This is a genomic window from Planomonospora corallina, from assembly GCF_042650625.1.
Classification (GTDB): Bacteria; Actinomycetota; Actinomycetes; order Streptosporangiales; family Streptosporangiaceae; genus Planomonospora_B; species Planomonospora_B corallina.
The window spans coordinates 464,771-491,489 of record NZ_JBHSBM010000017.1 but is presented as its reverse complement, the minus strand read 5'-3'; the positions used below and the strand labels follow the sequence as shown (position 1 = coordinate 491,489).

The 26,719-nt window shown below is 73.7% G+C and carries 22 protein-coding genes; 8 read left to right on the top strand and 14 right to left on the bottom strand.

What is annotated here, in order from left to right:
• Window positions 1-49: 49 nt before the first annotated feature.
• Complete coding sequence (locus tag ACFOWE_RS15385; protein WP_377289136.1) at window positions 50-1,018, bottom strand: TetR/AcrR family transcriptional regulator C-terminal domain-containing protein; 969 nt, start codon at window positions 1,016-1,018, stop codon at window positions 50-52.
• 173 nt (window positions 1,019-1,191) lie between these two features.
• Here ACFOWE_RS15385 and ACFOWE_RS15380 point away from each other — a divergent pair, with 173 nt between their 5' ends.
• Window positions 1,192-2,826 carry a carboxylesterase/lipase family protein gene (locus ACFOWE_RS15380; protein WP_377288187.1) on the top strand — a complete coding sequence of 545 codons (1,635 nt, stop codon included), beginning with the start codon at window positions 1,192-1,194 and terminating at the stop codon, window positions 2,824-2,826.
• Between the two features lie 17 nt (window positions 2,827-2,843).
• Here the strand turns inward: ACFOWE_RS15380 and npdG are convergent, their stop codons facing one another.
• A complete protein-coding gene (gene npdG / locus ACFOWE_RS15375) occupies window positions 2,844-3,509 on the bottom strand; it encodes an NADPH-dependent F420 reductase (RefSeq protein ID WP_377288185.1) in 666 nt (221 codons plus the stop codon).
• Window positions 3,510-3,686: 177 nt separating this feature from the next.
• Here npdG and ACFOWE_RS15370 point away from each other — a divergent pair, with 177 nt between their 5' ends.
• A complete protein-coding gene (locus ACFOWE_RS15370) occupies window positions 3,687-4,277 on the top strand; it encodes a hypothetical protein (protein WP_377288183.1) in 591 nt (196 codons plus the stop codon).
• A gap of 54 nt (window positions 4,278-4,331) precedes the next feature.
• On the opposite strand, the gene ACFOWE_RS15365 is transcribed toward ACFOWE_RS15370, so the two are convergent.
• Window positions 4,332-4,520, bottom strand: coding sequence for a hypothetical protein (locus tag ACFOWE_RS15365; protein ID WP_377288181.1), 189 nt, complete (start codon window positions 4,518-4,520; stop codon window positions 4,332-4,334).
• 65 nt (window positions 4,521-4,585) lie between these two features.
• Between ACFOWE_RS15365 and map the strand changes: the two genes are divergently transcribed.
• Complete coding sequence (gene map, locus ACFOWE_RS15360) at window positions 4,586-5,434, top strand: type I methionyl aminopeptidase (RefSeq protein WP_377288179.1); 849 nt, start codon at window positions 4,586-4,588, stop codon at window positions 5,432-5,434.
• A gap of 177 nt (window positions 5,435-5,611) precedes the next feature.
• Here the strand turns inward: map and ACFOWE_RS15355 are convergent, their stop codons facing one another.
• The 4 genes from ACFOWE_RS15355 to ACFOWE_RS15340 form a co-directional block, all read right to left on the bottom strand.
• The gene (locus ACFOWE_RS15355; protein WP_377288177.1) at window positions 5,612-6,004 is read right to left on the bottom strand and encodes a sensor histidine kinase; all 393 of its coding nucleotides are present in this window, start codon (window positions 6,002-6,004) and stop codon (window positions 5,612-5,614) included.
• 199 nt (window positions 6,005-6,203) lie between these two features.
• The gene (locus ACFOWE_RS15350; protein ID WP_377288175.1) at window positions 6,204-8,297 is read right to left on the bottom strand and encodes a cytochrome c oxidase assembly protein; all 2,094 of its coding nucleotides are present in this window, start codon (window positions 8,295-8,297) and stop codon (window positions 6,204-6,206) included.
• Window positions 8,298-8,411: 114 nt separating this feature from the next.
• Window positions 8,412-9,041: a copper resistance CopC family protein gene (locus tag ACFOWE_RS15345; RefSeq protein ID WP_377288173.1), complete on the bottom strand. Its 630-nt coding sequence runs from the start codon at window positions 9,039-9,041 to the stop codon at window positions 8,412-8,414.
• A gap of 69 nt (window positions 9,042-9,110) precedes the next feature.
• A complete protein-coding gene (locus tag ACFOWE_RS15340) occupies window positions 9,111-10,403 on the bottom strand; it encodes a helix-turn-helix domain-containing protein (protein ID WP_377288171.1) in 1,293 nt (430 codons plus the stop codon).
• Between the two features lie 1,012 nt (window positions 10,404-11,415).
• On the opposite strand from ACFOWE_RS15340, the gene ACFOWE_RS15335 reads away from it, so the two are divergent.
• Window positions 11,416-13,644 carry a molybdopterin cofactor-binding domain-containing protein gene (locus ACFOWE_RS15335; RefSeq protein ID WP_377288169.1) on the top strand — a complete coding sequence of 743 codons (2,229 nt, stop codon included), beginning with the start codon at window positions 11,416-11,418 and terminating at the stop codon, window positions 13,642-13,644.
• A gap of 90 nt (window positions 13,645-13,734) precedes the next feature.
• Window positions 13,735-15,111: an NCS2 family permease gene (locus ACFOWE_RS15330; RefSeq protein WP_377288167.1), complete on the top strand. Its 1,377-nt coding sequence runs from the start codon at window positions 13,735-13,737 to the stop codon at window positions 15,109-15,111.
• A 124-nt stretch (window positions 15,112-15,235) separates the two neighbouring features.
• On the opposite strand, the gene ACFOWE_RS15325 is transcribed toward ACFOWE_RS15330, so the two are convergent.
• Window positions 15,236-16,225, bottom strand: coding sequence for a SecDF P1 head subdomain-containing protein (locus ACFOWE_RS15325; RefSeq protein WP_377288165.1), 990 nt, complete (start codon window positions 16,223-16,225; stop codon window positions 15,236-15,238).
• A 511-nt stretch (window positions 16,226-16,736) separates the two neighbouring features.
• On the opposite strand from ACFOWE_RS15325, the gene ald reads away from it, so the two are divergent.
• Window positions 16,737-17,852, top strand: coding sequence for an alanine dehydrogenase (gene ald / locus ACFOWE_RS15320; RefSeq protein WP_377288163.1), 1,116 nt, complete (start codon window positions 16,737-16,739; stop codon window positions 17,850-17,852).
• Window positions 17,853-17,870: 18 nt separating this feature from the next.
• Here ald and ACFOWE_RS15315 read toward each other — a convergent pair whose 3' ends face one another.
• Both ACFOWE_RS15315 and ACFOWE_RS15310 read right to left on the bottom strand, forming a co-directional pair.
• A complete protein-coding gene (locus tag ACFOWE_RS15315; RefSeq protein WP_377288161.1) occupies window positions 17,871-18,905 on the bottom strand; it encodes a TerC/Alx family metal homeostasis membrane protein in 1,035 nt (344 codons plus the stop codon).
• A gap of 572 nt (window positions 18,906-19,477) precedes the next feature.
• Window positions 19,478-20,176: a DUF3105 domain-containing protein gene (locus ACFOWE_RS15310; protein WP_377288159.1), complete on the bottom strand. Its 699-nt coding sequence runs from the start codon at window positions 20,174-20,176 to the stop codon at window positions 19,478-19,480.
• Between the two features lie 120 nt (window positions 20,177-20,296).
• Between ACFOWE_RS15310 and ACFOWE_RS15305 the strand changes: the two genes are divergently transcribed.
• Window positions 20,297-20,995: a DUF305 domain-containing protein gene (locus ACFOWE_RS15305; RefSeq protein WP_377288157.1), complete on the top strand. Its 699-nt coding sequence runs from the start codon at window positions 20,297-20,299 to the stop codon at window positions 20,993-20,995.
• 111 nt (window positions 20,996-21,106) lie between these two features.
• Window positions 21,107-21,403 (top strand): DUF3467 domain-containing protein, encoded by a 297-nt coding sequence (locus tag ACFOWE_RS15300; RefSeq protein WP_377288155.1) that lies wholly within the window; start codon window positions 21,107-21,109, stop codon window positions 21,401-21,403.
• Between the two features lie 121 nt (window positions 21,404-21,524).
• On the opposite strand, the gene trpS is transcribed toward ACFOWE_RS15300, so the two are convergent.
• The 4 genes from trpS to ACFOWE_RS15280 form a co-directional block, all read right to left on the bottom strand.
• A complete protein-coding gene (trpS, locus tag ACFOWE_RS15295; RefSeq protein ID WP_377288153.1) occupies window positions 21,525-22,490 on the bottom strand; it encodes a tryptophan--tRNA ligase in 966 nt (321 codons plus the stop codon).
• A 164-nt stretch (window positions 22,491-22,654) separates the two neighbouring features.
• Window positions 22,655-23,743: a threonine aldolase family protein gene (locus ACFOWE_RS15290; RefSeq protein ID WP_377288151.1), complete on the bottom strand. Its 1,089-nt coding sequence runs from the start codon at window positions 23,741-23,743 to the stop codon at window positions 22,655-22,657.
• A complete protein-coding gene (locus ACFOWE_RS15285) occupies window positions 23,740-24,378 on the bottom strand; it encodes an SDR family NAD(P)-dependent oxidoreductase (RefSeq protein WP_377288149.1) in 639 nt (212 codons plus the stop codon). The genes ACFOWE_RS15290 and ACFOWE_RS15285 overlap by 4 nt, the downstream gene beginning before the upstream one ends.
• The gene (locus ACFOWE_RS15280) at window positions 24,375-26,534 is read right to left on the bottom strand and encodes a DUF6421 family protein (protein ID WP_377288147.1); all 2,160 of its coding nucleotides are present in this window, start codon (window positions 26,532-26,534) and stop codon (window positions 24,375-24,377) included. The genes ACFOWE_RS15285 and ACFOWE_RS15280 overlap by 4 nt, the downstream gene beginning before the upstream one ends.
• Window positions 26,535-26,719: the final 185 nt, after the last annotated feature.

Here is a 26,719-nt window from a genome sequence, read left to right as displayed (position 1 = left end):
AGGGCCCGGACGGCGCCGGTGGCCTCGCGGCCGGCCCGGCCCGCGCGTCCTACGTCGTCTCCCCGCCGGCGGTGTCCGGGCTCCGCTGCCGGCCGCCGGTCTCCCGCCGGGTGCCGCACAGCGGTGCGATGCCGTCGAGCATGCGCTGCAGCCCGAACTCGAACAGGGTGTCGAGGGTGAGGTCGACGTCGTCGCGGGCGGAGATGCGGGCCAGGATGGGGAAGGACCCGCTGCGCAGCGTGGCGGTGAGCGCGTCGCTCTGGGCGTGCAGCCACTCGTCGTCGGTGAGGCCGGTGTCCTGCTCGGCATCCGCCTCCGGTTGCAGGTTGACGGCGGTGCCGCGGACGAAGTTGGCGACGGTGGCGGCCACGTGGATGAGGGTGCCGGGGGCGAGCCCCCGATCGGCGACCGCGCGCATGGCCCATTCGGTGTGGGCGAGGACGTGCGGTGCGAGCAGGGGCCTGGTGAAGGACACGGCGTGGGGCAGCCACGGGTGTCGCCGGTACATGGCCCACTGGGTGCGGCACAGCAGTTCCAGCTTGGCGCGCCAGTCCCCGGCGGGCCGTTCCGGCAGAGGGTGCTCGGCGAACGCCGCGTCGGCCATGAGCGTGACGAGCTGGTCTTTGCCGCGTACGTGGCGGTAGAGGGCCATGGTGGCCACGTCCAGCTCGGTGGCGATGCGGCGCATGGTGGTGGCGGCGAGACCTTCGGCGTCGGCGATCGCGGTGGCGGTGCGCACGACGTGATCGCGGAAGACGCCGGCGTCGCCGCCGCCGGCGCGCCGCCCGGGGCGCGGGTCGCCGGTGCGGCGTGCCCGGCGGGCCGCGACGACGGTGCCCACCCCGGGCACGGTCTCGGTGAGCCCTTCGTGCCGGAGCGCGGCGAGCGCCCTGCTGGCGGTGGCCATCGCCACGCCCCATTCCCGGACGAGCTGCCGGGTGGAGGGCAGGTGGTCGCCCGGCAGGAGTTCACCGGTGGCGATGCGCCTGCGCAGTTCCGCGGTGATGCGTGCGGACACCGGCCCGGTCTCGCTGGACGTCACGCCGTCCCCCTCCAGGTGCACTAGTGCGCCATGCCGCCGTCCAGCCTAGCCGACGGGGTGCACTAGTGCCCTGGTTGAGGAGATCGGCAGGTTCCTGAAGGCTCGGCCTGGAGCGCGTACCGCGTTCACAACGACACTGGAGGCAATGGATGGACGGATCGACAAGGCGCTGGCGGGTCGTCACGGCCGTCACGGCCGTCGCGGCCACGGCGCTGGTCCCGGCGGGGACGGCGGTGGGGACGGCGGTGGCCGGCACGAACGGTCCGGAGCGCGGGGCGGGCGTGGTGCGCACCGGCCAGGGGCTGGTGCGGGGCACGGTGGCCGCGGACCACCGGTCGTTCCTGGGCATCCCGTACGCGGCCGCACCGGTCGGCGAACTGCGCTGGCGGTCGCCCCGACCGGCGGCGGGGTGGCGCGGGGTGCGGGACGCGACGCGGCCCGGTCCGGGATGCGCCCAACCGGCCGGCATGCCGATGGACCGGCCCAGCGGCAGCGAGGACTGTCTGTACCTGAACGTCACGACACCCCCGGCCCGTCAGGGAGGCGAGCCGCTTCCGGTCGTGGTGTGGCTGCACGGCGGGCACTTCTTCGTCGGCCAGGGCGACACCTGGGGCGGCCGGACGATGGCGGTCAAGGGCGACGCGGTCGTGGTGACGGTGAACTACCGCCTCGGCCCGCTCGGCTTCCTGACCCATCCCGGTGTGGGCGGGTCCGGAAACTTCGGGCTGGAGGACCAGCAGGCGGCGCTGCGCTGGGTACGTGCCAACGTGGCCGCGTTCGGCGGCGACCCGCGCAACGTCACCCTCGCAGGGCAGTCGGCCGGCGCCACCAGCGTCTGCGCCCACCTGGCGGCGCCGGGCTCGGCGGGGCTGTTCCACCGCGCGGTCCTGCAGAGCAACTCGTGCAGCACGCCGCTACGTTCCCGGAAGGAGGTGACGGCCGGCGTGGACGCGCTCCTCGCGGCGGCCGACTGCGGTGGCGGCGCGGCGAGCGCCGGCGCCTGCCTGCGCCGGCGGTCCGCGCGGGAGCTGGTCGAGGCGGCCGGCTATCCCGGGCAGTCCGCGTGGGAGGCCGGCCCGGTCGCCGGCGGATCGGTGCTGCCGGTCGACCCGGCGGAGGCCGTCGCAGCGGGCCGGTTCCACCGGGTACCGGTCCTCGTCGGCGCGACCAGGGACGAGTACCGCGCGCAGGTGTGGGGCATGGAACGCACGGGCATGCTGTGCGCGCCCGGCCAGGCGACGCCCTGCCCGCTCACCGCGCGGCAGTACCGCGAACAGATCGAGACCGCGTTCGGGAAGCGGGCGCGGCAGGTGCTCGCCCGCTACCCGCTGGCCCGCTACGGCACGCCGTCGGAGGCGCTGTCCGCGGCGATGACCGACTTCCAGTACGCGCGGCCGGTCCTGGACACCGCGGCGGTCCTCAGCCGGTACGTGCCGACGTACATGTACGAGTTCGCCGACCGGGAAGCGCCCTTCTTCACCGGGGTCGCGCCGGTGAGCTTCCCGACCGGCGCCTACCACACCGCCGAACTGCCGTACCTGTTCGCCGCCGGCTACGTACGGCCGCCGTCCGCCGCGCAGCGACGGCTGTCCGAGGTGATGGTCGGCTACTGGACCACGTTCGCGCGGCACGGCGACCCCAACCGGAGCGGGCTGCCGTCCTGGGCCCGGTACGGCACCCGGTCCGGCCACGTGCAGCGGCTCGCCACCGGGGACGCGGGCATCGGCCGCACCGACTTCGCCCGCGGGCACCAGGTCGCGTTCTGGCGCTCCGTCACGGGCTGAGAGCCGGGGGCGCCTTGCTACACGTCGGTGAGGCGGATGCCGGCGTGGGCCTTGTAGCGGCGGTTGACGGAGATCAGGTTGGCGGTCAGCGCCTCGACCTGGTGGGCGTTGCGCAGGCGCCCGCCGTACACGCCGCGGACCCCGGGGATCCGCCCGGCCAGGGCCTGGACGGTGTCGGTGGCCTCGCGGTCGTCGCCCAGGACGAGCACGTCGAGGTCGATCTCCTCGACCTCCGGGTCCAGCAGCAGGACGGCCGAGACGTGGTGGAAGGCGGCGACCACACGGCTGCCGGGCAGGACGGCCGCGGCCTGCTGGGCCGCGCTGCCCTCCTCGACGGGCAGGGCGTAGGCGCCCTGCTTGTCGAAGCCCAGCGGGTTGACGCAGTCGACGACGATCTTCCCCGCCAGCTCCGCGCGGAGCGACTCCAGGGTGGCCCTGTGGCCGTCCCACGGCACCGCCACGATCACGACGTCGGCCTCGGCCGCCACGGTCGCGTTGTCCGCCCCGCGCGCCGCCGGGCCGATGGACCCGGCCGCCTCCTGCGCCCGCTCCGGGCTGCGCGAGCCGATCAGCACGGTGTGGCCCGCCAGGGCGAACCGCCGGGCCAGTCCCTTGCCCTGGTCGCCGGTGCCGCCCAGGATCCCGATGGACAGCCCGCTCACGTCCGGAAGGTCGGTGCTCATTCGTCGCTCCTCGTCACTGTCGGCCGCCGCGGGGCCGGGCCCACCGGCCTCGGCGCGTGCGGTCACGCCCTACCCGGGCGACCGGCCCGCCTCGGGGGCCGGTCCGCCTCCACGCCAGATGATGCCAGGTCCGGGTTCCGCGGACGAACCCAGGGTCTCTGGGGCACGATGGGGCGCATGGACGGTGGATCGGTGGCACTGCTCCGGGAGATCCTGGAGTCGACCGGGTGGGTGGAGCGCACGCGGGAGCTGGGACTCGCCCTGCGCGCGACCCGCTCCCCCGGCGGCCTGCTGGTGGTCGGCACTCCCGCGGAGGAGCCCTGGCACCTTGCGGCGCACCTCGGTGACGAGGCCCGGCTCTCCGGGCTGTCCCAGCTCACGCCGACGCTGGTCCGCTGGTCCCCGCCGCCGGACGCCCCGCCCCATCTGAGGACCGGCCTGGAGCGCATCGAGCAGGCCCGGCGGGGGGAGACGCTGTTCGTGGTGGCGCAGGAGCGGGCGCCCGAGCCGCTGCTGGAGCGGGTGGACGACGCCCGCCGCACCGGGGCGACGATCCTCGCCCTGGACGGCGGCGACCCGGAGCTGGAGGGCCTGGCCCACGACGCCCTGGCGGTCACGGCCGCCGACCCGCTCTCCTTCGACGGCGCCCAGCACCTGGTGAGCGCGGCGGCGGGCGAGGCGGACGCCCCACGCGGCCGCCCCGCCGGCCTGCGCGCCCGCCTGGCCCGCCTGCTGGAGCGCCTCAGCGGCCCGCACGTCCCCGACTGAGGTCCGCGCCGGCCTCCTTCACCGAGGTCCGCGGTCCCGCGGCACCTCCGGGCCTCAGTCCTCCTCGTCGCCCTCCCACTCCCGCTCGGCGTCCTTCCACCGCTCGTTGCGGTCCGCCGCGGTCCTCAGCGCGTCGGCCGCGGCCTGGCGGGTCTCGTACGGTCCCATGCGGTCCTTGTTCGGGCAGCCCTGCTCGGGCTCGACCGCCATGTGCTTCAGGCAGAACCACCATTGATCACCCATGACCGCAATCCTGCCCGGTACGGACGGCGAGTAGCCGGTACGGACGGCAACTAGACTGTGGACCCATGACGACAGTGCTCCAGCCCGGGCGGGTCTCGCCCATGCGCAAGGTCCCCTCCCACATCGAGCGGCCGGAGTACGTCGGGAAGAAAACTCCCCGGACCGGCGAGCCCGACGTGAAGACCCCGGAGATCATCGAGCGGATGCGGATCGCCGGCCGGATCGCCGCGCAGGCCCTCGAGGAGGTCGGCAGGCACGTGGAGCCGGGCGTGACCACCGACGAGCTCGACCGGATCGGCCACGAGTTCCTGCTCGACCACGGCGCCTACCCCAGCACCCTCGGCTACCGGGGCTATCCCAAGTCCCTGTGCACCTCGATCAACGAGGTGATCTGCCACGGCATCCCGGACGACACGGTGCTGCGCGACGGCGACATCGTCAACGTCGACATCACCGCCTTCATCGGCGGCGTGCACGGCGACACCGACGCCACCTTCCTGGTCGGCGAGGTCGACGAGGAGTCGCGCCTGCTGGTCGAGCGGACCCGCGAGGCCACCCAGCGCGCCATCAAGGCGGTCGCCCCCGGCCGGCAGCTCAACGTGGTCGGCCGGATCATCGAGGCCTACGCCAAGCGGTTCGGCTACGGGGTGGTCCGCGACTTCACCGGCCACGGCATCGGCACGACCTTCCACTCCGGCCTGATCGTCCCGCACTACGACGACCCGTCCCTGGCGGTCACGATGGAGCCCGGGATGACGTTCACCGTCGAGCCCATGCTGACGCTCGGCACCATCCAGTACGACATCTGGCCGGACGGCTGGACCGCCGTGACCAAGGACCGCAAGCGGACCGCGCAGTTCGAGCACACCGTGCTCGTCACCGAGACCGGCCACGAGATCCTGACGCTGCCCTGAGGGGCTGAAGGGCCGAGGGGGCCCTGAGGGCCGCGCCGAGGCCCTGAGGCTGAGGCCCTGAGGGCGGTCCTGGGGCCCGGCGGGAGCCCCCTCCCCCGGAGGGCGGCCGTCCGGGCATACGGGGCCGTCCGGCGTACGGACCGCCCTCCCCCGCGGCGGGCCGCCGGGGGGGCGGGCTCAGACCCGCCCGCGCGGCACGATCGCGGTCACGGTGGTGCCGCTGCCCGGCACCCCCTTGACGGTGAGCGCGCCGCCGATCTCCGCCAGGTGGGCCCGCATGGCGGCGACGCCCCGCCCCGCGGGCGCGCCGTCGAAGCCGATCCCGTGGTCGCTCACCGTCATGCGCAGGCCGCCCCCGCCCAGCGTCACCGCGACCGAGACGAGCTTGGCCCGGCTGTGCCGCTCGACGTTCGACAGCGCCTCGGCCAGGGTGTCCAGGACCGCGCGGACGACCAGGTGGGAGGCGTCGCGCGCGGGCAGCGCCCAGACCTCCACGGCGATGCCGGTCCGCGCCGACCAGTCGGAGAGGCGCTCCTCCAGAGCCTGGGCGAGGCTCTGCCCCCCGCGCATACGAAGCTCCTCGGACATTCAAACCCCTCCTGACGCGCGCACGGCGATCACCGGTCCCCCGACCGGGCACGTGGACGAACACGGTGCGCGACGGACGACCGGCGCACCGCATGGGATGACTACCCATTCCCCCTGCCGGAAAGGCTACCCGGACGCGGATAAGGCGATGATGAGGGGATAGGGGGCCGTAACGGCGGGGCTACTCGGCGCGATCACGCCTGTCCAGCCTCGCCAGATAGTCGTTGTAGGCGTCGAGCTCGGCGTCCCCGCTGCCGCCCGTGCGGGCCGCCGCGGCGTCGGCCCGCCGGTCGGCCCGGCGCGCCCTGCGGTCGTCGTCCCGCCACCACTGCGCGGCCAGCGCGAGCAGCACGATCAGCGTCGGGACCTCCCCGAAGCCCCAGGCGATGGCCCCGCCGGTCTGCTGGTCGGCGAGCGACGAGACGCCCCAGGTGCGGCCCAGCTGGTCGTACCAGCCCTGCGCCAGCACGGTGCCCATGCTCATCAGCGCGATGCCGAAGAACGCGTGGAAGGGCATCGTGGCGAACAGCACGAGCAGCCGGCCGACGTACGGCAGCCGGTGCGGCGCCGGGTCCACCCCGATGATCACCCAGAAGAAGAGGCAGCCGCTGACCAGGAAGTGCACCGTCATCGCGATGTGCCCCAGGTGCTCCTCCATCGCGGCCTCGAACAGCGGCGTGAAGTACAGCGCGTAGGTGGAGACGATGAAGACCGTCGTGGCGATCGCCGGGTGGCCGACGAAGCGCATGTACCGGCTGTGCAGGATCACGGTCAGCCACTCGCGGGGGCCGCGGTCGCCCCGGCGGGCGGCGGGCTTGAGCGCGCGCAGCGCCAGGGTCACCGGGGCGCCGAGCACCAGGAAGATCGGGATCAGCATGGAGAGCGTCATGTGCTCGGCCATGTGCACGCTGAACAGCACCTTGGCGTAGCGGGCGACACCGCTCTGCGTGGCGACGACCAGGATCAGCACGCCGGTGCACCAGGCCGCGGTCCGGCCGGGCGGCCAGGCGTCGCCGCGCCGGCGCAGCCGTACCACGCCGGCGAGGTAGAGGCCGCCGAGCAGCGCGGCCAGCGTGCCGGAGAACAGGTCGAGCCACCAGAGCGAGGCCAGGTTCGCCAGGGAGATCTCCGGCGGCAGGGTGTAGCCGAGGAGCTCGAAGGCCCGGTCGACCGGGGTGATCGCCGGGGGCGGCGCGGTGCGGGACAGCGCGACCGCCAGGCCCACGGCCATCCCCATGATCACGATCTCCCCGGTGGCGAACCGGGCGAACGCGCCGCTCCCGCCGGCGGCCAGGCGCGGCAGGGTGCGCCTGCGGTGCCACCAGCCGACGGCGCCGAGCACCGCGAACAACGCGACCTTGGCCAGCAGGAGCAGGCCGTAGGCGGAGGTGAACAGCTCCGAGACCGAGGTGAGCCGGGCCACCGTGCTGAACAGGCCCGAGAGCCCGACCCCGGCGAAGCACCACAGCGCCAGCGCCGAGAAGCGGGCGGCGGCGACCTCCAGATGCGGCTGCCGGCGGAGCGCGTGCGCGCAGAGCACGGCGAGCCCGCCCACCCAGAGCGCGAGGACCAGCAGGTGCACGGCGACGCCGGTGGTGGCCAGGTCGTGGTTGGGGGCGGAGGCGGAGTGGCCGGTCAGCGCGGGCGGGAGCAGGGTGACCAGCGCGAGCGCGAGCAGGCCGCCCGCCGAGCCGACGGTGATCGCCCCGCGGGCGAACAGCGCGACGGCCACCGCGAAGAGCACGACCAGGGTGAGCCCTATGCCCTGGGAGACCTGGCCGGCGTAGCTGGTGAGGTAGTTCCCGAACGCGGGATCGGCCACCAGGTCGGTGAGGGGCATGCCGAACGCGTCGGAGAGGCTGAAGAGCATCGCGGCCGCCGCGGCGGCCGCCCAGGCGAGCGCGAGCCACGAGGCCGCCCTGACGTAGGCGAGGGCGGGCCTGCCGAGCAGGCCCTTGTCACTGGGGAGCAGGACCACCGCGGCCAGCAGGGCGCCCACGGTCAGCACGCCGGCCGCGTCCAGCGCCAGCTTGGAGACCGGCAGCCCCCAGCGGGTGAGCATGCCCTCGTCGGGCAGGCCGGGGATGATGCGCGGGGTCGCGGCCCCGCCGGCGACCATCGCCGCCACCAGGGCGGCCACGGCCGCGCCGGCGCCCGCCAGGGCGAGTCTCACGGTCCGGCCGGTCCCGTCCGGCGCGGGCCCGTCCGCCGTGCTCCCCGCCCGGCGCGCCGGCTCCTTGCCACGGCCGGTCCCGGCCTTCTCCGCGGTGCTCATGCGATCTCCTCCGCCGGCCGCGCGAACGGCTCCGCCGCGCCCGTGGTCCGCCCGCTCACTCCGCCTCCTCCGCCGGCCGCATGGGCGATGCCGCCGTGCCCGTGGCCCGCCCGCTCACGGCTGCTTCTTGTTCCGCATGCTGATGAACAGGCCGATGCCGATCCCGGTGACGCCGCCGAAGACGAGCCAGGCCCAGCCGGGCACGCCGCCGGACTCCTGCGCGCCGGCCGCGGGGACCGGGGAGACGTCCGCGGGAGCGCCCGCGCCGTTCTGCCCGCCGGTCGCGGTGGCCGTGGGGCTCGCCGCCGCGGCGCTCTCGGCCGGGGCCGCGCTCCCGTCCGGGGCCGCCTCGGGGGAGGCGTCCGGCGCCCCGGTGAGGGTGAACGGGATCTCCCCCGCGATCGGGTGCCCGTCGGAGGAGACCACCCGGTAGGCGATGACGTACTTGCCCGGCGGGAGGCCGTCCTTGACCTGCTGGGTCACCACGGGGCCGTCCGCGGCGGGCTTGCCCTCGTGGTACGGCGTGCCGTCCGCGGAGAGCACGACGACGTTCGGGAAGCGCACCCGGGCGGTGAAGGTCAGCTTCACCTGCTCGAGGCTCTCGACCTTCGCGCCCTCGGCGGGGTCGCTGCTCTTGAGCGCGTCGTGGGCGAGGGCGGGCGAGGCGAGCGCCGTGCCGAGGACCGTACCGAGGAGCAGGGCCGCGAGCAGCGCCAGGACGGCCGCGTATGGGGAAGTCTTCATGGCACCCCAAGGCTACCGACGCCTGCGCGCGGTCCCCACCTCCGTACCCGATCTCGTCCCGGCGCCGCCCTACAGGCCCACGCTGGCGAGAGCCCGCTGGTAGACGCCCACGCTCCGGTCGTGCTCGTCGAGGCTCTCCAGGAGCTGGGCCGCGGTGAGCCACGAGCGGGCGGTGTAGCGGGTGGCCGGCAGCGGCTCCAGCAGTTCGGCCGCCGTGGCGACCTCGTGCACGGAGTCCTCCGTCCTGCCCAGCTCGGCGTAGATCTGCGCGGCCAGGAGGTGCGCGTCCGCCTGCAGGTCCTCCGGCATGCCGTCGACCATGGACAGGAGCGGCCGGATGTGCAGCTCGGCCTGGCGGGGGGAGCCCAGCAGGAGCTCGGCGCGGGCCAGGCCCATGGCGCAGCGCATCTTGTCCATCGGGTTGGCGGAACTCTCCGCGAGCTCCTTCTCGACCTTCGTCAGCAGGCCGCGCCAGGTCTCGGCCTCCGCCGGCCGGAGCTCCAGCATGACCGCCGCGTAGTCGCCCCGCAGGCGCGCGTAGCGGCGGGCCTCGCCGTACTCGGACTGGATGGCCACGGCCCGCTCGAAGTGCGCGGCGGCCTCGTCGTCGCCCCCGGTCTCCGAGGTCAGGATCGCCGCCTGCCAGTGCGCCAGGGTCAGGGCCAGCGGGGTGCCGAGCGTCTCGGCCGCGGCGACGAGCTCGGCGGAGAAGTGCCGGGCCCGCAGGAGATCACCCCGGTCGATGTAGGCGGCGAGCGCCTGCACTCCGAGCCTGATCAGGCCGTCGGTCCAGGCGGGCCGCGTCTCTCCGCACAGGATCTCCTCCACGATCCGCACCGCCTGTGACAGCTCTCCCTTCTCCCGGTGGCAGCGGGAGAGCTGGGTCATGATGTCGATGCGGCGCTCGGGAGAGATCTCCGAGTCGTCGCGCCCGCGCAGCCCGTTCAGCAGGGTGATCGCCGCGTCCAGGTCACCGCAGGCCTGGGAGGCGAGCGCCAGGCCGTACTCGGCCTCCTGGCGGAGCTGGGGCAGGCCGGCCAGGCCGTCGCCGGCGAGCAGTTCCGTGTAGCGGGTCCGCGCCTCGACGACCTCGCCGTTCTCCATGGCCAGGCGGGCGTAGCCCAGCCCCAGCTCGATCTCGCGCATCTGCTCGGCGGTCACGCCGTTGACCAGGTAGGTGAGAGAGCAGTCGAGTTTCCGGGCCAGCAGTTCCAGCACCGCGGGAGTCGGGGTGCGCTTGCCGCTCTCGATGAGGGAAACATAGCTGTCGGACAGTTCGGGATGCGCGAGCTGCGCCTGGGAGAGACCACGCTGACGGCGCATGGCCTTGATACGCTGTCCGACCAAGTCTTGACCAGCCACGTTGCTCCTTGAAAGATATTGGTCGAGCAGCAGAACCTACGACAGGAGTCTCCCCGTGCGTCGACGTCTTGCCATCTCCGCCCTCGCCACCTTGTCCACGGCTCTAATCGCCGTTTCGGTCAATGCTACGGCCGCCAGCGCCGCCCCGTCTGCCTCCTCCGGGGACGGAGCCGCTGTTCAGGTGCAGTTCTCGCCCCGGAACAACGCCGAGTAGACCCGCCGCGGCGGCTCGCGGCGAGCAGGACATCCTCTGACCTGCCGTCGCGAAGCGCGGCGTGCGACGCCGGCGTATGACAGGGACGCCCGGCACACGTCCTGCGACCCTTTCCTTCGGGTTTCCCAGCAGGGTGTGCCGGGCGTCCGCCCGCCTCGTGCTCCTCATCTTCCACCCCCGTCCTCGCCCTTCCCCACGGGACGCCGCCTCTCGCGACGGCAGCGGTCTGGCGAGAGAGAACCACATTTCACTGCCGGGCACAAGAGCGCGGTAAAACCGATTTCCGGCCTCTCAGGACGCCCGATCTTTTCCACGGCCGCCTCGCCGCCGTAATCAGCCGTGAAAGCTCCTGAATGCTCTCGTCGCGGCTCCGGCGGACCCCGCGCATTTCCCGCCGCCCCTTCCCTCCGGAAATCCTCCGGCCGCACACCGGCGCCCGGATGACGGCTCTCCGGCCGAAGGATTTCTCCCCGGGAGATTCGACGTCCGGAACGAAGAGTGACGGTTCTTTCACGAACGGGACGACCGTCCCGGCCTCTCCCGCCCGCCCGCGCGTGCGGCCATTCACCGCAGGGCCCCGCCGCGCCGCCCCGCATTACGGAGCCGCACACGCGTGGAGCCGGCGAGAATGCGGGGGCGGCCGAACGCCATTTCCTCCGGGTCGTTCGCCGGAGGCCGTTCCGGAACGGCCCGCGCGCCGCCCGGTGCGCAGAAGCGCAACAGTCGCCAACAGCGGGCCCCCGTGTTCCGCGCTGTCTGCCATGGACCCGCTCTGAACTGCGCTGATGTACTGCGGTCGTGAGTGGAATCGAGACACGGCACAGCCGCGGGGTCGGGGAGAGCGTGCTGCGCCCCGACGGGACGCTGAAGGTGACGGGTGAGTTCGCCTACTCCTCCGACCTGTACCTGGCGGGCATGGTCTGGGGCGCGACCCTGCGCAGCCCGCACCCGTCGGCGTGGATCCGGTCGATCGACATCGGTCCCGCCCTCGCCATGCCGGGCGTGGTCGCGGTGCTCACCCACGAGGACGTGCCCGGCGCGAAGTTCTACGGCCTGGAGCGCGCCGACCAGCCGGTGCTCGCCGTGGATCAGGTCCGCTACCAGGGCGAGCCGGTGGCGCTGGTCGCCGCCGACCACCCGGAGCGGGCCCGGCGCGCGGCCGCGGCGGTCGTCGTGGAGTACGAGGTCCGCGAGGCGGTGACGGACCCGCGCCGGGCCGCCTTCAACCCGGACTGCCCGCAGGTCCACGAGGGCGGGAACGTGCTCCGCCACCAGCCGGTCCGGACCGGCCTCGACCCCGCCGAGGTCGCCGCCGAGGTCGTGGTCACCGGCGAGTACGAGGTCGGCATGCAGGACCAGGCGTTCCTCGGCCCCGAGTCCGGCCTGGCGGTGCCCGCCGAGGACGGCGGGGTGGACCTGTTCGTCGCCACCCAGTGGCTGCACGTGGACCGCGACCAGATCGCGCCCTGCCTGGGCCTGCCGCCGGAGAAGGTCCGGCTGGCCCTGGCCGGGGTGGGCGGCGCGTTCGGCGCCCGCGAGGACCTGTCCATGCAGGTCCACGCGTGCATGCTGGCGCTGCGCACCGGCCGGCCCGTGAAGATGGTCTACACCCGCGAGGAGTCGTTCTTCGGCCACGTGCACCGGCATCCGGCCCGCATGCGCTACGAGCACGGCGCCACCCGCGACGGGAGGCTGCTCTACGTGAAGGCGGAGATCCTGCTCGACGGCGGCGCCTACTGCTCCTCCTCCCCCGCCGTGGTCGGCAACGCCGCCTCGCTCGGCGTCGGGCCGTACGAGGTGCCCAACGTCCGCGTCGACGCCTACGGCGTCTACACCAACAACCCGCCCTGCGGCGCGATGCGCGGCTTCGGCGCGGTGCAGGCCTGCTACGCCTACGAGTCGCAGATGGACAGGCTGGCCGCGGCGTGCGGCCTGGACCCGGTCGAGGTCCGCGTCCGCAACGCCGTCTCGGCGGGTTCGGCGCTGGCCACCGGGCAAGTCATCGACTCTCCCGCGCCGCTCGCCGACATGCTCCGCGAACTGGCCGCGCTGCCGCTGCCGCCCGAGTCCCCCGGCGGGCTGTTCGACCTGCCCGGCGGAGCCGGGCGGACCACCCGGGGCGAGGGCGTGCGGCGCGGCGTCGGGTACGGCGTCGGCATCAAGAACATCTGCTTCTCCGAGGGCTTCGACGACTACTCCACGGCCCGGATCCGCCTGGAGCTGCTGGGCGGCGAGCCGCACGCGCTGGTGCACACCGCGGCGGCGGAGGTCGGCCAGGGCCTGGTCATGGTCCAGGAGCAGATCGCCCGCACCGAGCTGGGCGGCCTGGGCGTCGAACGGGTGACGATCGCGCCCGCCGACACCTCGGTCGGCTCGGCGGGCTCGTCGTCGGCCTCCCGCCAGTCCTACGTCACCGGCGGCGCGGTCCGCGCGGCCTGCCTGGCCGTACGGGAGCGGCTGGAGACCCTGCTGTCCGGCGGGGCCACGCTCGCGGAGGTCCTCGACCGGCACGGCCCGGTGGAGGAGACCCGCGAGTACCGCCACCGGCCGACCTTCCCGCTGGACCCGGTCACCGGGCAGGGCGACTCCCACACCCAGCTCGCGCTCTGCGTGCACCGGGCGGTGGTGGACGTCGACGTCGAGCTCGGCCTGGTCAAGGTGGTGGAGCTGGCGGCGGTGCAGGACGTGGGCAGGATCCTGAACCGGCTCGCGCTGGAGGGGCAGATCCACGGCGGCTCGGCGCAGGGGCTGGGGCTGGCGCTGATGGAGGAGATCCAGGTGCGCGGGGGGCGGGTGCTGAACCCGTCGTTCACCGACTACCTCATCCCGACCATCCTGGACATGCCGCCGATGCGGCTGTCGATCCTGGAGAACCCCGACCCGCACGCCCCGTACGGCCTGCGCGGCGCGGGCGAGCCGCCCACGCTCTCCTCGACCCCGGCGGTGGCGGCGGCCGTGCGGGCGGCGACCGGCAGGGAGCTGCCCCGGGTGCCGATCCGTCCCCATGACATCGCGTTGAGCGGGTAGGAAGCGGTCGTCCCCCGCGTGCCGGAGGGCGACCCGTACGGCCGTGCGCGCCGAGGAGAGGGCCGTCCCCGCGGGTTAGAGAGGGGAGCCGTGGACCGTCTGTTCGAGCTGTCCGCGCGGAGGACGACCGTCGCCCGGGAGGTCAGGGGCGGCGTCACCACGTTCATGGCGATGGCCTACATCATCCTGCTCAACCCGATCATCCTGGCCGGCGCCGCCGACGTCACCGGGGCGCGGCTCTCGATCCCGCAGCTCACCACGGCGACCGCCCTGGTCGCCGCGGTGAGCACCCTGCTGATGGCCGTGGTCGGCAACGCCCCGTTCGGCCTGGCGGCGGGGCTGGGGCTGAACGCGGTGGTCGCCTACCAGGCCGCGCCGCACATGACCTGGCCGCAGGCCATGGGACTGGTCGTGCTGGAGGGCCTGGTGATCGTGCTGCTGGCCGTCTCCGGGCTCCGGCAGCTCATCATGAACGCCATCCCGCTGGCGCTGAAGCACGCGATCAGCGTGGGCATCGGCATGTTCATCGCGCTGATCGGCCTGGTGGACGCCGGGTTCGTGGCCCGCGGCACGGGCACGCCCGTGCAGCTGGGCGCGGCCGGGCACCTGACGGGCTGGCCGGTGACGCTGTTCTGCCTCGGGCTGCTGCTGATGATCGTGCTGTACGTGCGCCGGTTCCCGGCGGCCATCCTGGTGAGCATCGTGGTCACGGCCGCGGCCGCGGTGGCGGTGAACGCGGTGGCCGAGGTCGACCCGGCGAGCTGGGGCGTCGTGGTGCCGCACCTGCCGGAGGCGGTGGTCTCCGCACCCGACTTCGGGCTGGTCGGCCAGGTGGACCTGTTCGGCGGGTTCGCCCGGGCGGGAGCGGTGACGGCCACGGTGGTGCTGTTCACGCTCGTGCTGTCGGGGTTCTTCGACGCGATGGGCACCATCATCGGAGTCAGCGACGAGGCCGGGCTGGTGGACGAGCGCGGCCGGGTCCCCCGGCTGGGGGCCGTCCTGACGGTCGACGGCGTCTCCGGGGCGATCGGCGGGCTCTGCAGCGCCTCGGCCGGCACGGTCTTCGTCGAGTCGGCGGCCGGGGTCGGCGAGGGGGCCCGGACCGGTCTGGCCTCCCTGGTCACCGGCGCCCTGTTCGCGCTCTCGCTGCTGTTCACCCCGCTCGCGGCGGTGGTCCCGGCCGCGGCGGCGGCGCCCGCGCTGGTGCTGGTGGGCGCGCTGATGATGGTCCAGGCCAGGAACGTGCCCTGGGGCGACCTGTCCATGGCGATCCCGGCGTTCCTCACGATCGTGATCATGCCGTTCACCTACGGCATCACCAACGGCGTCGGCGCGGGGGTGATCGCGTACACGGTGATCCAGGCGGCGCTGGGCCGGGCCCGGACGGTCCCGTGGCTGCTGTGGGTGGTCGCGCTGGTCTTCGCCGTGTACTTCGGCATCGGCGCCGTCGAGCAGGTCCTCGGCTGACCGGCCGCCGAGCAGGTCCCGGGCCGGCCATCGAACAGGCCCCGGGCCGGCCGCCGAGCAGGCCCCGGGCCGGCCGGCCCGGGAGCCGGGCTCTCCGGGGAGGCGTTCCCCTGCGTCCTCGCTGTCAGCCCAGGTCGCCGTCGTCGCAGGCGACGCCGTCCCGGTCCTTGTCGGTGTACCAGGAGTACTCGGTGTGCGTCTCCTTGTAGTAGGGCCCGAGGCCCTCCTCGACCGCCTCCCGGCAGGTGCGGTACTGAGGGTCGTTGCCGCCCGCGGCCGGTCTCAGCGGGGTGGGGCGGGCGGCGGTCCCGCCCGTGGGAGCCGCGCCGGTCCCACCCGTGGCGGCCGTCGTGGGGCCGGTCGTGGGGCCGGTCGTGGGGCCGGAGGTGGGAGCCGTGCCGGGAGGCGCGGTGGCCTGGCCTCCGGACGTCGGGGCGGCCGGGGCCGTCGCCGCGGGCCCGGTGGACCCGGTGGACCCGGTGGCCGGGGCCGTACCGGCGGTGGGGGCCGTACCGGTGGGCGGCGTCGCGGCCGGATCCCCGGTCGGCGCGCCCGCGGGCGGCTGCGAGGAGGCGGCGGTGCCGCCGCGCAGCCTGGCCACCATCGCCTCCGCCTGCTCCCTGCTGAAGGAGCCGGCGATCAGCATGCTGTCCTCGGTGACCTCCTCGTCGACCCGGGGCGCCGCCACGACCCTGCCGCCCACGACGATGGCGATCTGCCGGTCGACCGCCTCCCGGGTCAGGCTCTTGATCTGCTCCTGGAAGGCGGGGGCGAAGGTGACGCGGACCGCGTAGGCGCCGTTCGCCTCCCGGACCGGCTCGATCCCCCGCACCGCGGTCACGTCGACCCCCGGGTCGACCTCGTAGCACGTCTGCCCGGTGTCGTCGGGGACGCCCTCGGCCGTCGCGCAGGGCCCCGGCTGCGCGGCGGCGACCGGGGCGAAGTGGATGGGCGCGGGCAGCCGCTGGGGCGGCGGGGCGCCGAGCGGCACGCCGGGGTTGCGGGTCATGAGCACCGCGATGGAGGCGAGCACACCGGTGGTCAGCACCACCAGGACCAGCGCGACGACGAGGACGGCGGTGGTGGCCCGGCTGGCCCGCGGCCCGTCCGGCACGCCTGGGACCGGTCCGGCTCCGGGCCGCCGCGCCTCCGCCGGGCCCTGGGGGCCGCCGGGCCCGTGCGGCCCGCGCGGCGCATGCGGCCCGCGCGGCGCATGCGAGCCGTGCGGCATGTCCGGGCCCTGTGGCGTGTGCGGGCCGTGCGGCATGTCCGGGCCGTGCGGTTCCCGCAGGGGCTCCCCGGCACCCGGAACGGCCTCCCGGCGCCCGCCCGCCGGCGCTGTCGAGGACGGCCCGGCGGGAGCCGGTGGCGGCTCGGGCGGTCCGGCGGGACCCGAGTGCTTTCCCATCGTCAATCCCCGCGTCTTCAGGTGTGCTGGCGTGAGCCTACCGATCTCCGCAAAGAGTGCGTAATCGGCCGGTCAAGCTCCGTCACGGAGATCACCGTACGCGGTGGAATCCGACACTCCGTAACCGACGGCGAGTGATCCCTTCCTCTGTGGGCATGGTGACCTGCTGCCCGGGAACGCACAGTGAGGAGGACTGCCGGCGACCCCTGGAGGCGTTGTGAAGATCGCAGTTCCCCGCGAGCTGAAGAACCACGAGTACCGCGTGGCGCTCACCCCCGCCGGAGCCCACGAGCTCGTCCGCCAGGGCCACCAGGTCTTCGTCGAGAGGGACGCCGGGGCCGGCTCCTCCGTCCCCGACGCCGACTTCGCGGCCGTGGGCGCGACCGTCCTGCCGAGCGCGGACGACGTGTGGGCCGCGGGCGACCTCGTCCTCAAGGTGAAGGAGCCCGTCCCCGAGGAGTACCACCGGATGCGCAAGGGGCAGGTCCTCTTCACGTACCTGCACCTGGCCGCCTCCGCGGACTGCACCCGCGCCATGCTGGAGTCCGGCGTCACGGGCCTGGCCTACGAGACCGTGCAGACCCCGGACGGCCGCCTGCCGCTGCTGGCCCCGATGTCGGAGGTGGCCGGCCGGCTCGCCCCGCAGGTCGGCGCCTACCACCTGATGCGGCCGAGCGGCGGGCGCGGTGTGCTCATGGGCGGCGTGCCGGGAGTGCGCGCCGCCCGGGTCGTGGTGATCGGGGCGGGCGTGTCCGGCATGAACGCCGCGGTCATCGCGCTGGGCATGCACGCCGAGGTGGTGCTGCTCGACAAGAGCGTCGACCGGCTCCGCCAGGCCGACGCCGTCTACCGGGGGCACTGCCGTACGGTCGCGTCGAACAGCTACGAGATCGAGCGCGCCGTCCTGGACGCCGACCTGGTCATCGGCGCGGTGCTGGTGCCCGGCGCGAAGGCTCCCACGCTGGTGGGCAGCGACCTCGTCGCCGCGATGCGGCCCGGCTCGGTCCTGGTGGACATCTCCATCGACCAGGGCGGCTGCTTCGCGGACTCCCGGCCGACCACCCACGCCGAGCCGACCTACCGCGTCCACGACTCGGTGTTCTACTGCGTGGCCAACATGCCGGGCGCGGTCCCGCACACCTCGACCCACGCGCTGACCAACGTGACCCTGCCCTACGTCCAGGCCCTGGCCGGGCTGGGCTGGCGGGAGGCGCTCCGCCGCGACCCGGTGCTGGCCCTCGGGCTGAACACGCACGAGGGGCACCTGACCAACCGGCCGGTGGCCGAGGCCCACGGCCTGGAGGCGCTGCCCCTGGAGCAGGTGCTCGTCTGAGGACCGCGCCGGGAGGAGTCAGCCGCCCACCGGCGAGGGCGGCGGGGAGCCCGCCTGGCGGGCCCGCCGCTCGTCGCGGCGGTTGGCGTACACGCTGGTGGCCGTGACGGCGGCCAGGACCGCGACGATGAACCCCAGCGAGAGCGGGGTGGGGATCTCCGGCACCTGCGTCCAGATGCCGTGCGCCCAGTGCAGGACGAGCTTGACGCCGATGAAGGCCAGGATGAGGCTGAGCCCGTGGTTGAGGTGGCGCAGTTTCGTCAGGATCCCCTGCATCACGAAGTAGAGCGCCCTCAGGCCCATCAGCGCGAAGGCGTTGGTGGCGAAGACGAGGTAGGGGTCCTCGGTCACGCCGTACACCGCGGGCACCGAGTCGACGGCGAAGACGATGTCGGTGGCGAAGACGGCCGTGACGGCCACGGCGAGCGGGGTGAGGGCGCGGCGCCCGCCCTCGTGGACGACCATGCGGAAGCCGCGGTAGTCGTTCGTGACCGGCATGAAGCGGCGCAGCAGCCGGACCGTGCGCATGGAGGAGATGTCGACCTGCTGCTCGTGGCCGCTCAGCGCGTCCCGGAGGATCTTCACCGCGGTGACGATCAGGATCCCGCCGAACAGCAGGAACGCCCAGGTGCCGCTCTGCAGGACGGCCGCCCCGAGCGCGATGAAGACCGCGCGCAGCACCAGCGCCCCGATGATGCCGTACAGCAGGACCCGCTGGGCCAGGGCGGCCGGGACCGCGAAGGCGGCCAGCAGCAGCATGAACACGAACAGGTTGTCCACCGAGAGCGACTTCTCCACCACGTAGCCGGTGAAGAACTCCACCGAGACGGTGGAGCCGTGGGCCGCCCACAGGTAGAAGCCGAACAGCACGGGCAGGGCGATGTAGAAGACCGACCAGCCCACCGCCTCCCGCATCCGCACCTCGTGCGGGCGCCTGGTCAGGACGGCGTCCAGGGCGAGTAGGAGCAGCAGGACGACGATGCTGATCGTCCACATCTTCGGTGAGCCGATCGTGTGGAGATCGGCGGCGAGCAGGTGTGTTCCAGCGGGCATGAGTCTCCCCGAACGCGCGTGGCCGTTCGAGGTCTCCTTCACCCGCGCCGCGCGGGCGGCCGCCCGGGGATGCCTCTGAGCATCCGTACTGACCGGGAGCGGCGCTTGGGAAGTACTCCCCTCGCCCCAACAGGGTATGCGCTGCCGGGGGTTCCGTTAAGCCCGGGCCGGGGGTTCCGTCGGGCTTAACGGAACCCCCGGCCCGGGCGCGGCCGCGCCGGCGCCGGCGTCCCTCCCCGCGTCCGGCGGGTGCGGCCCCGCCGCGCGGGCGGCCGGCCCCGCCGGAGTCGTGGGCGTTTGACCAGTTCACCGGGGTGCGCGGACACTGGAACCGTACGGAGACAATCCCGTCTACGGTGAGATCGAGGCGATCTCCATGTCGATCACCGTGCTGGTCGAGATCCTGCTGGGCGTCCTGCTGACGGCCTCCGCGGTCGTCACCGCCGCCGTCCTGTGGCCGGGGCGGCCCCGGCCGCCGTCCGCCCCCGGCCCTCCGCCCCCGTGCCGCCCGTCTCCGGGGGGCACGGGGCGTCCGCCGCGCCGTGGCTGCGCGGCGCCTCCCACCCGGGGGGTCAGGAGGTCGGGGTGGCGCTCGGCGTCGCGCTCGGGCTCGCGTGGGGATCCGGGGCGGGCGTGCTCGGGACCGCCGTCGGGATCGGCGCCTGGTCGGTCGTGGTGACCACGTCGCTGTCGCAGGACGCGCCGAGCTCGGGCGTCTCCGGCCCCTGCTTGTACTTCTTGATGAACCTGGGCAGGCGCGGGTCGTCCGCGCTGTCCAGCTTGAGCTGCTTGTTCCAGGAGCTCACCACGACCTTGGACGGCAGGCCGGGGTACGGGCTCAGCAGCATGAAGTCGGCGGAGGCCAGCTTCTTGAGGGTCTCCACCTGGTCCTTGGGCAGGTCCGGCTGGTAGGTGATCCAGACGGCGCCGTGCTCCATCGAGTGCACGGCGTTCTCGTTGTTGATCGGGGCGTCGTAGACGCCGCAGTTCTGCCACGCCGGGTGGTGCTCCCCGCCCATCGGCGGGTTCTCCTTGTAGGAGACCTTGGTCTGGACGTGCTGGCTTCCGGGGTACTTGGCGCTGACGACCGCGTCCAGCGAGGTCTTCCCCGACTGGCCGACGAGATAGAAACCGACCACACCGACGAGCAGGAGGATGACGGCGCCGCCGCCGCCCCACATCAGGAGCGCGGTCCGCCGCTCCTTGGCCTTCTGCTCGGCGCGCATCTTGGCGAGCGTCTCCCGCCGCGCCTGCGCCTTGTCCTTCGACATCGATCCTCCACCCGGCGACAACTCCGGGTCACCTTATTCCCTAGTGACGTATGTGGAGAATAAGGGATCGGCGATGGGCGACAACGCGGACTTGGCTGGGATGAGTAGGCTTGACCGGCAATGGAGACCTCCGCTGAGAAGATTCCCACTCCGTCGGAGCCCCGGCGACGCCGGGTGGCCGTCGCGGTGCTGGCCTGCCTGGCCGCGGCCGTCGCCGCGGTGCTGATCCTGGGCAGGACCGGCGAGCCGGCCGACGCCTCCGCCGAGGCCGGGTTCGCCCGTGACATGGCCGTCCACCACGCCCAGGCGGTGGAGATGTCGTTCATCGCCCGGGACGGCGGCACCGACGAGGCGCTGCGGCGCCTCGCCTACGACATCATCGTCACGCAGACCGCCCAGCGCGGCATCTTCATGGGCTGGCTGCAGCAGTGGGAGCTCACCCAGGCGTCCGACCGCCCGCCGATGGCGTGGATGGCCGGGCACGGCCACGGCGGCGGCGCGTCCACCGCGGCGTCTCCGGAGGCCTCCCCGGGGTCCGCCTCCGGGGAGGCCGCGATGCCGGGCATGGCGAGCGAGGAGGAGCTCCAGCGACTCCGCGAGGCCACCGGGAAGGAGCAGGAGGTCCTCTTCCTCCAGCTCATGATCCGCCACCACGAGGGCGGTGTGGAGATGGCGGAGGGCCTGCTGCGGCTCTCCGATCGTGACGAGGTGGTCACGATGGCCCGGCACATCGTGAACAGCCAGAGCGGAGAGATCAAACTGATGAAGGACATGCTCGCGCAGCGGGGCGCCCAGCCCCTGCCGTCCATACGGCAGTAGCCCCGCGACCAGTCCCGCCACCCGCGTCTGAACAGCGTCAGCGCGTCCCCCTGCGCGGCCGGACCCCGGCCAGGGCAGCACGGAACCGACCTGGCCGGAGGAGATCGAATCATGAACGACGAGCCGGAGAACCGCCTGGAGGTGAGCATCTCCGCCGAGGTCGAGATGGGGCAGTACGCCAATTTCGCCTCGGTCTGGCACACCCAGGATGGCTTCGTCCTGGACTTCGCGGTGATCACTCGACCGCCGCAGCTGGCCAACGACCCGTCCTCGGGCCAGCACTTCGTCAGCGTGCCCACCCGGATCGTCAGCCGGATCCGCATCCCGCCGAGCCAGGTGTTCGAGCTGATGAAGGCATTGGAGCAGCAGCTGACCCAGTACGAGCAGGAGACCGGCCGCAAGCACTGACCCGCCCCGGGGGCCGTGCCGCCGGTCCGGCTCCCCGCCCTCCCCCGCCCCGGGACCGTGCCGCCGGTCCCGCTCCCGTCCCGGGGCCCCGGGGCCCCGGACCGGCCCGCCCGCCGGCTCCTCAGGCCAGGCCGATGGCCCTGCGGGCGGCGTCCAGCACCTCCGCGCCGCGCCCGGCCGCCTGGGCTGCGTGGGCCGCCAGGACCCGGTCCAGCTCCGCAGGGTCGGCGGACAGCTCGGCGAACCGCCGCCGGATCGGGGCCAGCGTCTCGGCCACCGCCTCGGCGGTGTCCTTCTTGAGCGCGCCGTAGGAGGGATGGGAGAGCGAGCCGACCGGCCGCCCGGTGCAGGCGGCGAGGATGGTGAGGAGGTTCGACACCCCCGGCTTGTGCTCGGGGTCGTGGCGGACCTCGGTCCCGGAGTCGGTGACCGCCCGCATGATCTTGCGTCTGACGGCGGCGGGCTCGTCCAGCAGATAGACCGTGCCGGCCGCCGATCCCTCGGACTTGCCCATCTTGGAGGCGGGGTCGGACAGGTCCATGACGCGGGCGGCCAGCGGCGGGTGCACGGCCTCGGGCACGGTGAAGGTCTCGCCGTAGCGGTGGTTGAAGCGCGTCGCCAGGTCGCGGGTGAGCTCGAGGTGCTGGCGCTGGTCCTCGCCCACCGGCACCAGCTCCGCCCGGTGCAGCAGGATGTCGGCCGCCATGAGGGCGGGGTAGGTCAGCAGCGAGAGCCGTACCTCCGCCTGGGCCGCCGACTTCTCCTTGAACTGGATCATCCTGCGCATCTCGCCCTCGTGGGCGGTGCTCTCCATCAGGTAGGCCAGCTCGGTGTGGGCCGGCACCCGCGACTGGACGTAGACCCCGGAGCGGTCCAGGCCGCAGGCGAGCAGCAGGGTCGCCGCCTCCCGGGTGCGGGCGCGCAGCTCCGCGGGGTCATGCCTGATCGTCAGCGCGTGCAGGTCGGCGACGGCGTAGACGCAGTCGGCCTCCTCCTGGAGCCGTACGGCGGGCAGGATCGCGCCGAGGTAGTTGCCGAGCGTCAGGTGGCCGGTCGGCTTGAAGGCCGAGAAGGCGCGCTTGGTCATGGGTCTCTCCTCATCGGTGTGGTCGAAGAGGACCGCCGGATCCGCCGGCCGTGAGGAAAACGAAAAAGGCCGCCGGTGAACGGCGGCCGTTTTCTTCTGCGCAGTCGGGGCTGGCTAGCGGATCCGCCGGAAGGCGGCCCGCCACAGGCCCAGGCTGCGGTGATTCATGCGGAGAATTCTACTTCCTCCGCCAGAGCGGCGGCAAAGGCGTCCACGTCCGCCTCGGTGGTGTCGAACGCGGTCATCCAGCGGACCTCGCCGGTGGCCTCGTTCCAGGTGTAGAAGCGGAAGCGCTTGCGCAGCCGTTCGGCGGCGTCCCCCGGCAGGATCGCGAAGACCGCGTTGGCCTCGACCGGGCGCGGGATCTCCACCCCGGGCACGTCCCGGACCGCCTCGGCGAGCCTGCGGGCCATCGCGTTGGCGTGGCGGGCGTTGCGCAGCCACAGGTCGCCGGCGAGCAGCGCCTCGAACTGCACCGAGACGAAGCGCATCTTGGAGGCCAGCTGCATCGCGCTCTTGCGCAGGTAGCGCAGGCCGCGCACGGCCTCGGGGTCGAGCACGACGACGGCCTCGCCGAACATCAGCCCGGCCTTGGTCCCGCCGAAGGAGAGCACGTCCACCCCGGCGTCGGTGGTGAACGCCCGCAGCGGCACGTCCAGCGCGGCGGCGGCGTTGGTGATGCGGGCGCCGTCGAGGTGGACGAGCATGCCCAGCCCGTGGGCGTGCTCGCAGATCGCCCGGATCTCCTCCGGCGTGTAGAGCGTGCCCAGCTCGGTCGTCTGGGTGATCGAGACGACCTTCGGCTGGGCGCGGTGCTCGTCGCCGAAGCCCCACGCCTGCCGGTCGATCAGCTCGGGGGTGAGCTTGCCGTCCGGGGTGGCCACCGGGAGCAGCTTGAGCCCGGCCGTGCGCTCCGGCGCGCCGCCCTCGTCGGTGTGGATGTGCGCCGACTCGGCGCAGACCACGGCCTCCCAGTGCGCGGTCATCGCGCGCAGCGCGACCACGTTGGCGCCGGTGCCGTTGAAGACCGGCCACGCCTCGGCCGCCGGGCCGAAGTGCTTCCTGAACGTCTCCTGCAGCGCCTCGGTGTAGACGTCGTCGCCGTAGGCGATCTGGTGGCCGCCGTTGGCGAGCGCGATCGCCGCGAGGACCTCCGGGTGCACCCCGGCGTAGTTGTCGCTGGCGAAGGTCTTCAGGGAGGGGTCGTGCCTGCGCACGGCGTCGGTCCGGACGCCGCTCGTCGCGTCTGTCACTGGGTGAGGTCCATTCGGGTGCCGTTGGCGTCGGTGTCCCACAGGCCCTCGATCGCCGCGGCGAGGTCGTCGACGTCGGTGAAGCCGGGGAACGTCTTCTCGGGGCTCGCCGCACGCATGCCCTCGTGCACGAGCGCCTTGACGACCAGGATGTTCGCGGTCGCGGGTGTGCCCTCCAGCGCGTCGGCGAAGGCGAGCGTCCACGCCTCGGCGGCGGCCTTGGCGGCGCCGTACGCGGCGTTGCCCTGGGTGGGCCGCTCGGCGGCCTTGGCGGAGACGATCGCGAAGCGGCCGCGCCCGCTCGCCTTCAGCAGCGGCTCGAAGGCGAGGGTGACGTGCTGGAGGGTGCGCACCAGCAGGTCGTGCAGGAGCGCCCAGTCCTCCAGCTCCGCCTCGGCGAACGTCTTCGACCCGCGCCAGCCGCCGACCAGGTGGAACAGGCCGTCGACGCGGCCGTGCTCCGCCTGGAGGTCGGCGGCGAGCTTCCGTACGGCCTCGTGGTCGAGCAGGTCGACCGCGAGGGTGCCGTCGGCGCCGGTCTTGTCGACGCCGATGACGGTGTGGCCGGAGGCGGTGAGGCGGCGGACGGCGGCCCGGCCCGCGGGGCCGGCGGCGCCGGTGACGACGATGATCATGCGCGGATTCCCTTCGTGGAGTCGACGACCTCGCCGAGCTTACGGCGCAGGGCCTCGTAGAACATGCTCAGGGGGAACTCGTCGGGCAGCACCGCGTCCACCACGGCCTTCGGGAAGCCCTCCACCGGGAGCGCGTCGACGCCCTTCGCCCAGACGGAGGCCGGGTGCGGCTCGACGTAGGCGGCGACGAGCTCGTGCGCGGCCAGCCAGTGGGCGAGCTTGGAGCGGTCGATGCCGTCGCGGTAGAGCTTCTCCACCTCGCCGCGCAGGTCCGCGACGCCGTCGGCGAGCCGGGACCAGTCGACGCTGAGCCGGTTGTCGGTCCACCGCACGATGTCGTTGCGGTGCAGGTAGGCGAAGAGCAGCTGGCCGCCGAGGCCGTCGTAGTTGCGGACCCGGTCACCGGTGATCGGGAAGCGGAAGAGCCGGTCGAACAGGATCGCGTACTGGACGTAGCGGGCGTGCGGCACGCCCTCGGACTCGAGCTTCACCGCCTCGCCGAACGCGGTCAGGTCGCAGCGGAGCTCCTCCAGCGCGTACAGCCAGTACGGCATGCGCTGCTTGATCATGAACGGGTCGAACGGCAGGTCGCCGTGGCTGTGGGTGCGGTCGTGGATCAGGTCCCAGAGCACGAAGGTGTCCTGGGCCAGCTCCTGGCCGGCCAGCAGCCGGGCGGCGTCCGGCGGCAGGGCCAGCTTGAGGGTGTCGGCGGCGGCGCGGCTGACCCGGCGGAAGCGGGCGGCCTCCCGGTCGCAGAAGATCGCGCCCCAGGTGAAGCGGGCCGGGGTCTCGCGGACCGCGACGGTCTCCGGGAAGAGCACCGCGCAGTTGGTGTCGTAGCCGGAGGTGAAGTCCTCGAAGGCGACGGGGACGAACAGCGGGTTGTCGTAGCGGGTGCGCTCCAGCTCGGCCAGCCACTCCGGCCAGACGGTCCGGATCCAGACGGCCTCGATGTGCCGGCGGGCGCTGCCGTTCTGCGTGTACATCGGGAAGACGACGAGGTGCTCCAGGCCGTCGATCCGCTGGGTGTCGGGGTGGAAGGCGTCCAGCGAGTCGAGGAAGTCGGGCACGCCCAGGCCCTGCCCGACCCACTTGCCGAAGTCGGCGGCGACGGCGTCGAGGTAGGCGGCGTCGTGCGGGAAGCGGGGGGCCAGCTCCGCGATCCGGCCGGTGATCTCGCCGACCAGCGCGGTGGCCAGGTCGCGGTCGCCCTCGATCGAGCCGTCCTTCGCCTGGAGCGGCTGGAGCCGCTCGACGGCGTCCTTCAGCGCGGCGAAGGCGGCGCGGGCCCGCTCCTCCGCGGCCTCGCCCGCGCTCTCGGAGGTCCCGGTGGCGGGGGTCCCCGCGGCGGAGACCCCGGTGGCGGGAACCCCCGCGGCGGAGATCCCGGCGTCCGCACCGGCGCGCCCGGGCACCCGGGCGGCCCAGGTGACGAGGTTGCCCCAGAGCGCGGCGTGGTCGTGGTCGCCGATCGAGTCGTCGCCGAACAGGTCGGAGTCGGCGAGCACGACGACGCGGCCGGCGCCGTGCCGTACGGCCAGCGCGAGCGGCGCCCCGGCGGGGTCGGCGGTCGGGGAGGTGGAGAACAGGACGGTCGCGTCCTCGGGGCCGGTCAGCGTGCCGGCGCGGTAGAAGCAGGCGCGGCGGGCCCCGGCCAGCAGGTCCTCCTCACCGGTCTCGCCGGGCACGCCCATGACCCAGGAGGCCACGCCGTTGTGGGCGTTGCGCACGTCCTGGACGGTGGTGTGCGCGACGCGGACGCCGAAGACGTCGAGGAGGTCGGCGAGGTTGCTGCCGTACTTGTCCTGCTCGCACTCGGCCAGGACGACCAGGCCGCCGCCGCCCGCCACGTAGGCCTCGATCGCGTCGAGCTCCTCGGCGGGGAAGAAGGGACTGCCCAGGCCGGTGGTGCGCTCCCAGCGGCCGTCCGAGGGGTGGGCGATCACGAGCACGTCGGCGGCGTCGAGCACGGCCGGGGTGAGAGCGCTTTCGACGTGCGCGGTGACGGTGCAGCCCAGGCGGCGGAGCAGCCCGGCGGCGCGGGCGTAGCTGTTGTCGTCGGGGTGGCCCGGGTTCATCGCCTCGGCCGCCTCCCGCCGGATGGTCCACGACTCGCTGTGTGCCTCGTCGAACAGCACCCGCGGGAATGCCCTCACGACAAATCCTCCTTCAGACCGGACGTATCGGAGGAAAATATACACATCCTTTCCCATCTGCCACACGTGTCTTGCCGTACGGCCGGCGCTCGGCCGGACGTCTTCCGGCGGCCCCTGCCTGCGGGCGGCGGGCGCGGGCATCCGCGGGCCCGGACGGCCGCGGCGCGGGACGGGTGCCGCGGCAC

Bases quoted from the DNA above. Each gene is read 5' to 3' on its own strand.
- ACFOWE_RS15380 (WP_377288187.1), top strand. From the start codon at position 1,192: ATGGACGGATCGACAAGGCGCTGGCGGGTCGTCACGGCCGTCACGGCC.
- npdG (WP_377288185.1), bottom strand. From the start codon at position 3,509: ATGAGCACCGACCTTCCGGACGTGAGCGGGCTGTCCATCGGGATCCTG.
- ACFOWE_RS15370 (WP_377288183.1), top strand. From the start codon at position 3,687: ATGGACGGTGGATCGGTGGCACTGCTCCGGGAGATCCTGGAGTCGACC.
- ACFOWE_RS15365 (WP_377288181.1), bottom strand. From the start codon at position 4,520: ATGGGTGATCAATGGTGGTTCTGCCTGAAGCACATGGCGGTCGAGCCC.
- map (WP_377288179.1), top strand. From the start codon at position 4,586: ATGACGACAGTGCTCCAGCCCGGGCGGGTCTCGCCCATGCGCAAGGTC.
- ACFOWE_RS15355 (WP_377288177.1), bottom strand. From the start codon at position 6,004: ATGCGCGGGGGGCAGAGCCTCGCCCAGGCTCTGGAGGAGCGCCTCTCC.
- ACFOWE_RS15350 (WP_377288175.1), bottom strand. From the start codon at position 8,297: ATGAGCACCGCGGAGAAGGCCGGGACCGGCCGTGGCAAGGAGCCGGCG.
- ACFOWE_RS15345 (WP_377288173.1), bottom strand. From the start codon at position 9,041: ATGAAGACTTCCCCATACGCGGCCGTCCTGGCGCTGCTCGCGGCCCTG.
- ACFOWE_RS15315 (WP_377288161.1), bottom strand. From the start codon at position 18,905: ATGCCCGCTGGAACACACCTGCTCGCCGCCGATCTCCACACGATCGGC.
- ACFOWE_RS15310 (WP_377288159.1), bottom strand. From the start codon at position 20,176: ATGTCGAAGGACAAGGCGCAGGCGCGGCGGGAGACGCTCGCCAAGATG.
- ACFOWE_RS15305 (WP_377288157.1), top strand. From the start codon at position 20,297: ATGGAGACCTCCGCTGAGAAGATTCCCACTCCGTCGGAGCCCCGGCGA.
- ACFOWE_RS15300 (WP_377288155.1), top strand. From the start codon at position 21,107: ATGAACGACGAGCCGGAGAACCGCCTGGAGGTGAGCATCTCCGCCGAG.
- trpS (WP_377288153.1), bottom strand. From the start codon at position 22,490: ATGACCAAGCGCGCCTTCTCGGCCTTCAAGCCGACCGGCCACCTGACG.
- ACFOWE_RS15285 (WP_377288149.1), bottom strand. From the start codon at position 24,378: ATGATCATCGTCGTCACCGGCGCCGCCGGCCCCGCGGGCCGGGCCGCC.